Raw genomic sequence first — 11,233 nt, forward strand, 5'->3', positions numbered from 1 at the left:
ATCCTGCTGGGCCGGGGCGCTGTTCAGCAGGCTGCCCGGTTGCATGAAAAACTGATGAATGTGGATGTTGTTCGGCAGGCTGTCGCGATGCAGGTCGGCGAGGAAATCCAGTTCCGGGTAATCGCCGAACACCCGCTCGATGAAGGGTTCGAGGAAGCGCTTTTGCAAGCCATCACCCAAGGGCGGACGACCGAGACACAGGGCGGTGTAGACCGTCAGCTGCCGCTCGGGCAGTTGCGCAATGCGTTGATACAGCGCGTTGACGAAGTGGTTGGGTTTGCCCAGCCCCAGCGGCAGGCCCATATGGATATGCGCCGGCAACCGTGCCAGAACGTCATCGACCGCCTGCTCGATAGAACACAACTGCACCATCTGATCCTCCCGCCCAACCCATGAATTGGGTTGAACCGAGCTTGCCGGGTCTTTGCTGCAAAGAATAGCCTCAGGCAAATCGCAGGCACAAAAAAGCCGCTCGCAAGCGGCTTTTCGTTGAAAACAGGCTTATTTCAGGCCAGACATCTTCTGGATGGCGCCTTCAAGGTCTTTCAGTTCGCAGTCACTGCATGTGCCTTTTGGTGGCATCGCATTGAGCCCGCTCAACGCTACCTTCGCCAAGCCAGCAGCGGTGCCGCCTTCTTTATCGGCACGTTTTTTCCAGTCTGCGGCATCACCGATCTTCGGTGCGCCCAACAGGCCGGTGCCATGGCAAGCATTGCAGTGTTTGGCAATAATTTCGTCAGGCGTTTTGGACGCACCGCCGCCAACCGAAGCAGCGACTTCCATCCCCTTGCATTCTTTACCCTGCACACAGACTTGGCCGACTGGTTCAAGACGTTTAGCGATATCGTCGTTGGTCGCAGCTTGTGCGCTGACTGCCCAAAGGGCCAATACGGTTGCTGGTGCGGCCAGCATTTTCATAATTAGGTTCACGCGTACACCCTCAATGGTGGCTAGTCACGCCTGCGGCCACGGTTCGCAGGCGGGCGCAAGTATAGCGGTAAGCCCGCCACACTGAAACAACCCCAAAGTCGAAGGGGTCTTATCACAAGGCGGGAATACAGCATGGGCGTCTGCGCAATCCGGGCACGACGCCGTGCCTCTTAGAAATTCGCTGGAGTGGCTGCGCTGATTAGTCGCGCCGGGGCATCGAACGGATTCCGGAAACGGTGCGGCTTGGTACTTTCAAAGTAGTAGCTGTCGCCGGCCTCGAGCACAAATGTTTCGAGCCCTACCACCAGTTCCAGCCGACCCTCCACCAGGATCCCGGTTTCCTCGCCCTCGTGGGTGAGCATCTCCTCGCCGGTGTCGGCGCCTGGCGGGTAGATTTCGTTGAGGAACGCGATAGCCCGGCTCGGGTGAGCCCGACCGACGAGCTTCATGGTCACTGCGCCATCGGAAATATCGATCAGCTCGTGGGCCTTGTAGACGATCTGAGTCGGCTTTTCCTGCAGGATTTCTTCGGAAAAGAACTCGACCATGGACATGGGAATCCCGCCCAGTACCTTCCTCAGCGAACTGATCGAGGGGCTGACGCTGTTCTTCTCGATCATCGATATGGTGCTGTTGGTAACACCCGCGCGTTTGGCGAGCTCACGCTGGGAAAGACCTTTGAGCTTACGGATCGATTGCAGTCGTTCACCGACGTCCAATGCTGGAGCCTCCAGGGATTCAGGTTGCAAGAATATTGAGCGTTATCATGGCGACAGCGTTCAGTATTTACAACACTTGCGCCTGAATCCAGCCTGGCGAAGCGACTTTCGGTCGGGAGCGCTGTTTGTCAGGCCCCGGAATAGAGCAGCGGAACCCGACGCAGGTTGCAGAAGATCTGATAAGGAATCGTGTCGGCGGCTGTCGCGACATCACTGGCGAGGATATTTTTACCCCATAGCTCGACGGGCGAACCGAGGCCGGCTTGCGGCACGTCGGTCAGGTCGACGCAGAGCATGTCCATCGATACCCGCCCCAGCAATTGACTGCGCTGCCCGGCCACCAGCACCGGCGTGCCGCTCGGAGCCTGACGCGGATAACCATCGGCATACCCCATCGCCACCACACCCACACGCATCGGCTTGGGGGTGACGAATTTCGCGCCGTAACCAATCGGCTCGCCGGCCGGCAGTTCACGCACGCAAATCACCTTCGATTCCAGGGTCATCACCGGTTGCAGGCGAGACGCCACGGCATTGGCCTCTTCGAACGGCGTCGCGCCGTAGAGCATGATGCCCGGGCGCACCCAATCGCTCGGAATCTGCGGCCAACCAAGCACCGCCGGCGAGTTACGCAGGCTGATTTCGGCCGCCAAACCCTTACGCGCCGCTTCGAATACCGCGACCTGATCGACGCTGGCGTGGCAGTGCAGTTCATCGGCGCGGGCGAAGTGACTCATCAACACGATCTTCGCCACTTGGCCGCTGGCCAGCAGCCGTTGATAGGCTGCCTGGTAATCCGCTGGATGCAGGCCAACCCGATGCATGCCGGAGTCGAGCTTGAGCCACACCGTAATCGGTTTGCTCAGCGTGGCTTTTTCGATGGCTTCGAGTTGCCACAACGAATGCACCACACACCAGAAGTCATGCTCGACGATCAGCGCCAACTCATCGGCTTCGAAAAAACCTTCCAGCAGCAACACCGGCGCACGAATACCAGCGGCGCGCAGCTCCAGGGCCTCTTCGATACACGCCACGGCAAAGCCGTCCGCCTCGGCTTCCAGCGCCTGGGCGCAACGTACCGCGCCATGGCCATAGGCATCGGCCTTGATCACCGCGAGGGCACGGGCACCCGTGACTTCACGGGCAATCCGGTAGTTGTGACGCAGGGCTTGAAGGTCGATCAGGGCACGGGCAGGACGCATGGCGGCAGACTTCTAGTCGGTCATTGGGAAAAAAACCGGCGCTGGCTGACAGCGTGAACCACCAACAGCGCCGGGAGAGGGATCTTTGTGACTTGATTTATGGCAGAGCGTTTATGGCAGCGCGGCAACGACCGACAGCTCGACCAGGATTTGCGGTTCGCACAGCTTCGATTCGACCGTGGCACGGGCCGGCGCGACGCCTTTTGGCAGCCACTGGTCCCACACCGAATTCATGCCTGCGAAGTGCGCGTCGATGTCTTTCAGGTAAATGGTCACCGACAGCAGACGGTTCTTGTCCGTCCCGGCCAGATCCAGCAAACGCTCGATGTTGGCGAGGGCTTCACGGGTCTGCTGTTCAATCCCGGCGCTCATGTCGTCGCCGACCTGTCCTGCCAGATACACAGTACCGTTATGGACAACGATCTGGCTCATGCGCTCATTGGTGAGCTGGCGCTGGATTGACATGTTTTGCAGGCTCCTTAAGTGTGTTGCCATAACGGGAAATATCGAGGCCTTCGGCGCTGATCTGCGGCGTTCTCTTGGCCATCAGGTCAGCCAGCAAACGACCGGACCCACAAGCCATGGTCCAGCCGAGCGTACCGTGGCCCGTATTCAAGAACAGGTTTTTGAACGGTGTGGCACCGACAATCGGCGTGCCGTCCGGAGTGGTCGGACGCAGGCCAGTCCAGAAACTCGCTTCGGGCAGATTGCCGCCCTGAGGATAAAGGTCGTTGACGATCATCTCCAGGGTTTCGCGCCGGCGCGGGTTCAACGACAGGTCAAAACCGGCGATTTCAGCCATGCCGCCGACGCGGATGCGGTTGTCGAAGCGGGTGATCGCGACCTTGTAGGTCTCATCGAGAATGGTCGACGTCGGGGCCATCGCCGGGTTAGTGATCGGCACGGTCAGCGAGTAACCCTTGAGTGGGTACACCGGGGCCTTGATGCCCAGCGGCTTGAGCAACTGCGGCGAGTAACTGCCGAGGGCCAGCACGTAACGGTCGGCGGTTTCCAGCTTGCCATCGATCCACACACCGTTGATGCGATCACCGGCGAAGTCGAGGCGCTGGATGTCCTGGCCGAAACGGAACTCCACACCCAGTTTCACGGCCATTTCGGCCAGGCGGGTGGTGAATATCTGGCAGTCGCCGGTCTGGTCGTTCGGCAGGCGCAAGGCACCGGCGAGGATGTCGGTGACGCTGGCCAGGGCCGGTTCGACCCGGGCAATGCCGGCACGGTCGAGCAGTTCGAACGGCACACCGGACTCTTTCAGCACGGCGATGTCTTTGGCGGCGCCATCGAGCTGCGCCTGGGTGCGGAACAGCTGGGTAGTCCCCAGGCTACGGCCTTCGTAGGCAATGCCGGTTTCGGCGCGCAATTCGTCGAGGCAGTCGCGGCTGTACTCGGACAGACGCACCATGCGCTCTTTGTTCACCGCGTAACGGCTGGCGGTGCAGTTGCGCAGCATCTGCGCCATCCACAGGTATTGGTCGATATTGGCAGTGGCCTTGATCGCCAATGGCGCGTGACGCTGCAACAGCCACTTGATGGCTTTGAGCGGCACGCCCGGTGCGGCCCACGGTGAGGCATAACCCGGCGAAACCTGCCCGGCGTTGGCGAAACTGGTTTCCATGGCCGGCGCTGGCTGACGGTCCACGACCGTCACTTCAAAGCCGGCTCGTGCCAGATAATAGGCACTGGCGGTACCGATGACGCCGCTACCCAAGACCAGAACGCGCATTTTCATATCCCTCATCGCGGCTTACCGCTGACGTTTATTGTGCAGACCGAAGATGTGGGCAGTTTAAAAAAGATTAGCCAGTGTTTTTCACTATATAAGTGCTTATATTTGGCGACAATTCTCGGCAAAAACCCTTTTCACGGAGGCGCATCCCCTATGCGGACCAACACTCAGACCAAACGTGAGCTGGACAAGATCGACCGCAACATCCTGCGGATTCTGCAAGCGGACGGGCGTATCTCCTTCACCGAACTGGGGGAAAAGGTCGGCCTCTCCACCACCCCCTGCACTGAACGGGTACGGCGCCTGGAGCGCGAAGGGATCATCATGGGCTACAACGCCCGGCTGAATCCGCAGCACCTGAAGGGTAGTCTGTTGGTGTTCGTCGAGATCAGTCTCGACTACAAATCCGGCGATACTTTCGAAGAGTTCCGACGCGCGGTGCTGAAACTGCCCCACGTACTTGAATGCCATTTGGTGTCAGGGGACTTCGATTACCTGGTGAAAGCGCGGATTTCCGAAATGGCCTCGTACCGCAAATTGCTGGGCGACATCCTGCTCAAGTTGCCGCATGTGCGCGAATCCAAGAGCTATATCGTGATGGAAGAAGTGAAAGAGAGTTTGAGTCTGCCGATTCCGGATTGAGCCCTACACCAACACCTGCCGGGTACTGGCCATGTATTCGTGGATCTGCTTCTCGACCCGCGGGTGAATCAGCTCCACTGGCCGCCGTCCATTGGGGCATGGCAATGTCTTGGTGGTACCGAACAGACGGCAGATCAATGGGCGCTCGTCATACACCGTGCAGCCGTTGGGCCCCAGATGGACGCAATTGAGTTCGTCCATCGCCGCGTCCTGCTCGGCCCGGGTCTTGCGCGGCAGGCGGGACATTTCTTCGGGCGAGGTGGTGACCGGCCCACAGCAATCATGGCAGCCGGGCACGCACTCGAAGGTGGGAATCTGCTGGCGCAGCGCGCGAATTTTCTGACTGTTGCAGCTCATCGAAGCGGTGACCCGAATGCGGAATAGACCGGGATTCTGACGCAAAAGCCCCAATCCAGACAGCGCCAACCGACCAATGTTGCCCGTATCCGAAGGGGCGGCTTATGCTCCGTCAACTTTTTCAAACACACGCATCAGGATGACGTCCATGAACGCCCCCGTTCAGCAACCTGCCCCTAACCACCGGCACGTCGCCTCTTATTACGCCGCCAGCAGCCTGCCGCAACCCGACCTTCCAACACTCACAGGTGAGCTGGTTGCAGACGTGTGCGTGGTGGGCGGCGGGTTCTCGGGGCTGAACACCGCGCTGGAACTGGCTGAACGAGGCTTGCGCGTGGTGCTCCTTGAAGCGCACAAGATCGGTTGGGGCGCCAGCGGACGTAATGGCGGGCAATTGATTCGCGGCGTCGGCCATGGCCTCGATCAGTTCACCAACGTGATCGGCGCAGACGGCGTGCGTCAGATGAAACTGATGGGACTGGAAGCGGTGGAAATCGTCCGACAGCGAATCGAGCGCTTTCAGATCGCTTGCGACCTGACCTGGGGCTACTGCGACCTCGCCAACAAGGCCCATGACCTGGAAGGCTTCGCTGAAGACGCCAGCGAGCTGCGCAGGCTCGGTTACCGTTACGAAACCCGTCTGCTGCAAGCCAACGAAATGCACAGCGTGGTGGGTTCCGATCGCTATGTCGGTGGTTTGATCGACATGGGCTCCGGGCATCTGCACCCACTGAACCTGGCACTGGGCGAAGCGGCCGCAGCCCGGCAATTGGGCGCCAAACTGTTTGAGCAATCGGCTGTAACCCGCATCGATTATGGCCGCGAGGTCAAGGTCCACACCGCCCGGGGCTCGGTCCGCGCCAAGACCCTGGTGCTGGGCTGCAACGCCTACCTCAACGATCTCAACCCGCAACTTGGCGGCAAGGTGCTGCCCGCCGGCAGTTACATCATCGCCACCGAACCCTTGAGTGAAGAGCAGGCTCACGCGCTGCTGCCGCAGAACATGGCGGTCTGCGATCAACGGGTAGCGCTGGATTATTACCGACTCTCGGCGGACCGCCGCCTGCTGTTCGGCGGCGCCTGCCATTATTCAGGACGCGATCCGAAAGACATCGCCGCATACATGCGTCCGAAGATGCTGGCGGTGTTCCCGCAACTGGCCGGGGTGAAAATCGACTATCAGTGGGGCGGGATGATCGGCATCGGGGCTAATCGCCTGCCGCAGATCGGCCGGCTCAAGGAGCAACCGAATGTGTATTACGCCCAGGCCTATTCTGGTCATGGCGTAAACGCCACGCACCTGGCAGGCAAGTTGTTGGCTGAGGCCATCAGCGGCCAGCACAGTGGTGGTTTCGATCTGTTTGCCAAGGTGCCGCACATTACCTTTCCAGGCGGCAAACATTTGCGCTCGCCGTTGTTGGCGTTGGGAATGCTTTGGCATCGTCTTAAAGAACTGGCCTGAACCCTTGCAGGAGCTGCCGAAGGCTGCACCTGCAAGGGATCGCGGTTCATCTCACAGATGCCAGAAAGGTTTAAGCCCCTCCTCCCGCGCCTGCTCCCGACTCAACCCGACATCCTTGAGTTGCTCCGGCGTCAGCTCCAACAACGCCTTACGCGTGTGCAGACGATGCCAGAACAGACCCCAGCGCCCCAGGCAGGACGGTGCGTTGCACATAATTGCCTCGCGCGCGCCGTTCTGTTGCCCTGCCGCCAGTTCCTGACTGTGTAACGTCAGCCGCACATCGCTCAAGCCGTTCATTTTCGTCGCTCCTGTTTACTTGGGTAGCCAGAGCTTTCATGATGCGCGGACGGCAAAAAGCATTACAGATTCAACAGGGCAGTATTAATTCCATACAGTTTTTCTGTTCCAGCCTCTGAATCGCTTATTTTTGCCCCATCTGTATTGGTTAACCGAATCACCCACATCGAGACTGCACCATGACCCTTTACGTCAACCTCGCCGAGTTGCTCGGCACACGTATCGAACAGGGCTTCTATCGCCCCGGTGACCGGCTACCCTCGGTGCGGGCGCTGAGTGTCGAGCACGGGGTCAGCCTGAGCACGGTGCAACAGGCCTATCGAGTGCTGGAAGACGTAGGCCTGGCGATGCCCAAACCCAAATCCGGCTATTTCGTACCGGTGAGCCGCGAACTGCCAGAGCTACCCGTGGTCGGCCGCCCAGCCCAACGACCGGTGGATATTTCACAGTGGGATCAGGTGCTGGAACTGATCCGCGCCGTGCCGCGCAAGGATGTCGTGCAGTTGGGCCGCGGTATGCCGGACATCACCTCGCCGACCATGAAACCGCTGCTGCGCAACCTCGCACGTATCAGCCGCCAGCAGGACATGCGAGGCCTGTATTACGACAACATCTGCGGCACCCTCGAACTGCGCGAACAAATCGCCCGCCTGATGCTCGATTCCGGCTGCCAATTGAGCGCCAACGATCTGGTGATCACTACCGGTTGCCACGAAGCGCTGTCGACCAGCATCCGCGCCATCTGCGGACCGGGTGACATCGTCGCAGTGGATTCGCCAAGCTTTCACGGCGCCATGCAGACCCTCAAGGGCCTGGGCATGAAAGCGCTGGAAATCCCCACCGACCCGCTCACCGGCATCAGCCTCGAAGCGTTGGAACTGGCGTTGGAGCAATGGCCGATCAAAGCCATACAGTTGACCCCCAACTGTAACAACCCGCTGGGCTACATCATGCCGGAGTCACGCAAACGTGCGCTGTTGAACCTCGCACAGCGTTTCGACGTGGCGATTATCGAGGACGATGTGTATGGCGAACTGGCCTACACCTACCCCCGCCCGCGCACGATCAAATCCTTCGACGAAGACGGCCGCGTCCTGCTCTGCAGTTCCTTTTCCAAGACCCTGGCACCGGGCCTGCGCATTGGCTGGGTCGCGCCGGGCCGGTATCTGGAGCGCGTGCTGCACATGAAGTACATCAGCACCGGCTCCACCGCGACGCAACCACAGATTGCAATTGCCGAATTTCTCAAGGCCGGGCACTTCGAACCGCATTTGCGGCGGATGCGGATGCAATACCAGCGCAATCGCGACGCGATGATCGATTGGGTCACCCGTYATTTCCCGGCCGGCACCCGCGCCAGCCGTCCGCAAGGCAGCTTCATGCTGTGGGTTGAGCTGCCGGAGGGCTTCGACACCCTGAAACTCAATCGTGCACTGCATGATCAGGGCGTACAGATTGCCGTGGGCAGTATCTTTTCCGCCTCGGGCAAATACCGTAATTGCCTGCGGATGAACTACGCTGCCAAAACGACCCCGCAGATTGAAGAAGCTGTGCGCAAGGTCGGTGCGACAGCAATCAAACTGCTGGCGGAAACCGACTGACCTTTCTTCGGGATACGGCGTCCATATGCTATCCGCCACCATCCGGAATATGCGCCGTGAGAATCAGACAGCCCCTGCTTGCTCTGCTGTTACTCGCCTCGTTCCTGGGTGGCTGCACGACGCTCCACGTCCCTCGCGAACCGAGCCAGGCCCTGCCGGCGACCGACTCTGCTTTCGGCCGCTCGATCCAGGCCCAGGCCGCTCCCCACCAGGGTCAGTCGGGCTTCCGCTTGCTATCCGATAGCACCGAGGCCTTCACCGCCCGCGCCGAGCTGATTCGAAATGCCCAAAGCAGCCTCGATTTGCAGTATTACATCGTCCATGACGGCATCAGCACACGGATACTGATCAGCGAGCTGCTCAAAGCCGCCGACCGAGGCGTGCGAGTGCGGATTCTGCTCGACGACACCACCAGCGATGGCCTGGACCAGATCATCGCAACCCTCGCTGTCCATCCGAAGATTCAGATCCGCGTCTTCAACCCGCTGCACCTGGGCCGCAGCACCGTCGTGACGCGTACCATGGGCCGGCTGTTCAACCTGTCGCAGCAACATCGCCGCATGCACAACAAACTGTGGGTGGCGGACAATAGCGTGGYAATCGTGGGCGGGCGCAACCTGGGGGRTGAGTATTTCGATGCCGAGCCCAAACTGAATTTCACCGACATCGACATGCTCAGTGTCGGCCCGGCTGCAGAGCAGTTGGGACACAGCTTCGACCAATACTGGAACAGCGCCCTGAGCAAGCCGATCGAGCAGTTTCTCTCAAGCAGGCCGAGCGCCAGGGACCTGAGAAATACCCGGACCCGCCTGGACGAATCCCTGGAAGAAACGCGCAAACAGAACCACGCGCTCTATCTGCAGTTGATGACCTACACCACTCATCCACGCATGGACGTTTGGCGGCAGGAATTGATCTGGGCCTGGAACAAGGCGCTATGGGACGCACCGAGCAAGGTGTTGTCCGACGGAGAACCTGATCCGCACTTGCTGCTGACCACCCAGTTGGCGCCTGAACTCAACGGGGTCAGCAAAGAGCTGATCATGATCTCGGCCTACGTCGTACCCGGCCAACCGGGACTGGTGTACCTGACCGGTCGCGCCGATGCCGGGGTGTCGGTCAGTTTGCTGACCAACTCACTGGAAGCCACCGATGTTCCCGCCGTGCATGGTGGGTATGCGCCTTATCGCAAAGCCTTGCTGGAGCATGGCGTGCAGCTGTTCGAATTACGCCGCCAGCCCGGGGACAACGGCGGCAGCGGACCGAGCCTGTTTCACAGAGGATCATCCAACCAAAGCTCCGATTCCAGCCTGCACAGCAAGGCCATGATCTTCGACCGACAAAAAACCTTCATCGGCTCATTCAATTTCGACCCGCGCTCGGTGCTCTGGAACACCGAAGTCGGGGTGCTGGTGGACAACCCGGAACTTGCCGAGCGTGTGCGCGAACTGGCGCTGGAGGGTATGGCCCCGGCCCTCAGCTATCACGCGCGACTGGAAAAGGGTCAGATAGTCTGGATCACCGAAGACGACGGTAAGCAGCACACATTGACCAAGGAACCGGGGAGCTGGTGGCGGCATTTCAATTCGTGGTTCAGCAGTACGATTGGCCTGGAGAAAATGCTGTAGTCAGGAGTCTGGTGATAAATTGTGGCGAGGGAGCTTGCTCCCGCTCGGCTGCGCAGCAGTCGCAAATCGACGTCCACGCTCCACCTGAGTAAGCGACAGCACATGATTTAGGGCCGCTGCGCGCCCCAGCGGGAGCAAGCTCCCTCGCCACAGGTTTTGTGCAGCGCTCAGGCCGGCTCGGCAACCACTCCAAACGCCCCTTGCCGCGATACCAGAATCACCAACCCCAACGCGCCCGCCGCCATCAGCAACGGCAAGGCGTGCCCGCTGACCCACTGGCTCCCGGCACCGGCCGCCAACGGCCCGATCAGGCAACCGATCCCCCACAGCTGCGCGATATGGGCATTGGCCCGCACCAGCGCATCGTCGCGATAACGCTCACCGATCAGGATCAGCGACAAGGTGAACAGACCGCCAGCGCTGGCGCCAAACAACACCCACAGCGGCCAGATCAGCAACGTATCGATCAGCAATGGAATCGCCAGGCTCGACAGCAGCAAGAGCATCGCGCAGCCGGTAAACAATGTACGCCGCGACAAGCGATCAGCCAGCGCACCAATCGGCAATTGCAGCAAGGCATCCCCCACCACCACCGTACTGACCATCGCCAGGGCGATTTCCGTGGTGAAGCCCTGACGCAGGCAGTAGACC

12 protein-coding genes and 1 pseudogene are annotated in these 11,233 nt (G+C 60.1%); 4 read left to right on the forward strand and 9 right to left on the reverse strand.

Annotated elements, in window-relative coordinates; genetic code table 11:
• From AC1DLB_RS08980 to dadA, 6 genes and pseudogenes are all read right to left on the reverse strand, one after another.
• A pseudogene (locus AC1DLB_RS08980) lies at positions 1 to 372 on the reverse strand (acetyl-CoA hydrolase); the annotation flags it as partial.
• Between the two features lie 129 nt (positions 373 to 501).
• The gene (locus tag AC1DLB_RS08985) at positions 502 to 930 is read right to left on the reverse strand and encodes a c-type cytochrome (RefSeq protein ID WP_081625748.1); all 429 of its coding nucleotides are present in this window, start codon (positions 928 to 930) and stop codon (positions 502 to 504) included.
• A gap of 170 nt (positions 931 to 1,100) precedes the next feature.
• Positions 1,101 to 1,649: a cupin domain-containing protein gene (locus AC1DLB_RS08990; protein WP_018927504.1), complete on the reverse strand. Its 549-nt coding sequence runs from the start codon at positions 1,647 to 1,649 to the stop codon at positions 1,101 to 1,103.
• A 128-nt stretch (positions 1,650 to 1,777) separates the two neighbouring features.
• Positions 1,778 to 2,851: an alanine racemase gene (gene alr, locus AC1DLB_RS08995; protein WP_018927503.1), complete on the reverse strand. Its 1,074-nt coding sequence runs from the start codon at positions 2,849 to 2,851 to the stop codon at positions 1,778 to 1,780.
• A gap of 111 nt (positions 2,852 to 2,962) precedes the next feature.
• A complete protein-coding gene (locus AC1DLB_RS09000; RefSeq protein ID WP_018927502.1) occupies positions 2,963 to 3,316 on the reverse strand; it encodes a RidA family protein in 354 nt (117 codons plus the stop codon).
• Positions 3,288 to 4,592 carry a D-amino acid dehydrogenase gene (gene dadA / locus AC1DLB_RS09005; protein WP_064621369.1) on the reverse strand — a complete coding sequence of 435 codons (1,305 nt, stop codon included), beginning with the start codon at positions 4,590 to 4,592 and terminating at the stop codon, positions 3,288 to 3,290. Before dadA ends, AC1DLB_RS09000 begins: the two co-directional genes overlap by 29 nt.
• A gap of 156 nt (positions 4,593 to 4,748) precedes the next feature.
• On the opposite strand from dadA, the gene AC1DLB_RS09010 reads away from it, so the two are divergent.
• The gene (locus AC1DLB_RS09010) at positions 4,749 to 5,237 is read left to right on the forward strand and encodes an Lrp/AsnC ligand binding domain-containing protein (RefSeq protein ID WP_003177284.1); all 489 of its coding nucleotides are present in this window, start codon (positions 4,749 to 4,751) and stop codon (positions 5,235 to 5,237) included.
• 3 nt (positions 5,238 to 5,240) lie between these two features.
• Here the strand turns inward: AC1DLB_RS09010 and AC1DLB_RS09015 are convergent, their stop codons facing one another.
• The gene (locus AC1DLB_RS09015) at positions 5,241 to 5,594 is read right to left on the reverse strand and encodes a YkgJ family cysteine cluster protein (RefSeq protein WP_064621370.1); all 354 of its coding nucleotides are present in this window, start codon (positions 5,592 to 5,594) and stop codon (positions 5,241 to 5,243) included.
• 148 nt (positions 5,595 to 5,742) lie between these two features.
• Here AC1DLB_RS09015 and AC1DLB_RS09020 point away from each other — a divergent pair, with 148 nt between their 5' ends.
• Positions 5,743 to 7,056, forward strand: coding sequence for an NAD(P)/FAD-dependent oxidoreductase (locus AC1DLB_RS09020; RefSeq protein ID WP_064621100.1), 1,314 nt, complete (start codon positions 5,743 to 5,745; stop codon positions 7,054 to 7,056).
• 51 nt (positions 7,057 to 7,107) lie between these two features.
• On the opposite strand, the gene AC1DLB_RS09025 is transcribed toward AC1DLB_RS09020, so the two are convergent.
• Complete coding sequence (locus AC1DLB_RS09025; protein WP_064621101.1) at positions 7,108 to 7,353, reverse strand: DUF1127 domain-containing protein; 246 nt, start codon at positions 7,351 to 7,353, stop codon at positions 7,108 to 7,110.
• A 179-nt stretch (positions 7,354 to 7,532) separates the two neighbouring features.
• On the opposite strand from AC1DLB_RS09025, the gene AC1DLB_RS09030 reads away from it, so the two are divergent.
• Both AC1DLB_RS09030 and AC1DLB_RS09035 read left to right on the forward strand, forming a co-directional pair.
• The gene (locus AC1DLB_RS09030) at positions 7,533 to 8,954 is read left to right on the forward strand and encodes an aminotransferase-like domain-containing protein (RefSeq protein ID WP_477784890.1); all 1,422 of its coding nucleotides are present in this window, start codon (positions 7,533 to 7,535) and stop codon (positions 8,952 to 8,954) included.
• Positions 8,955 to 9,010: 56 nt separating this feature from the next.
• Positions 9,011 to 10,582, forward strand: a complete 1,572-nt coding sequence (locus tag AC1DLB_RS09035) for a phospholipase D family protein (RefSeq protein ID WP_477784891.1) — start codon at positions 9,011 to 9,013, stop codon at positions 10,580 to 10,582.
• A gap of 167 nt (positions 10,583 to 10,749) precedes the next feature.
• On the opposite strand, the gene AC1DLB_RS09040 is transcribed toward AC1DLB_RS09035, so the two are convergent.
• On the reverse strand, positions 10,750 to 11,233 hold a 484-nt coding region (locus AC1DLB_RS09040), incomplete at its 5' end, for an MFS transporter (protein ID WP_477784892.1).

Source organism: Pseudomonas sp. 05N434, from assembly GCF_056396965.1.

Bases quoted from the DNA above. Each gene is read 5' to 3' on its own strand.
- alr (WP_018927503.1), bottom strand. From the start codon at position 2,851: ATGCGTCCTGCCCGTGCCCTGATCGACCTTCAAGCCCTGCGTCACAAC.
- AC1DLB_RS09000 (WP_018927502.1), bottom strand. From the start codon at position 3,316: ATGTCAATCCAGCGCCAGCTCACCAATGAGCGCATGAGCCAGATCGTT.
- dadA (WP_064621369.1), bottom strand. From the start codon at position 4,592: ATGCGCGTTCTGGTCTTGGGTAGCGGCGTCATCGGTACCGCCAGTGCC.
- AC1DLB_RS09010 (WP_003177284.1), top strand. From the start codon at position 4,749: ATGCGGACCAACACTCAGACCAAACGTGAGCTGGACAAGATCGACCGC.
- AC1DLB_RS09015 (WP_064621370.1), bottom strand. From the start codon at position 5,594: ATGAGCTGCAACAGTCAGAAAATTCGCGCGCTGCGCCAGCAGATTCCC.
- AC1DLB_RS09020 (WP_064621100.1), top strand. From the start codon at position 5,743: ATGAACGCCCCCGTTCAGCAACCTGCCCCTAACCACCGGCACGTCGCC.
- AC1DLB_RS09025 (WP_064621101.1), bottom strand. From the start codon at position 7,353: ATGAACGGCTTGAGCGATGTGCGGCTGACGTTACACAGTCAGGAACTG.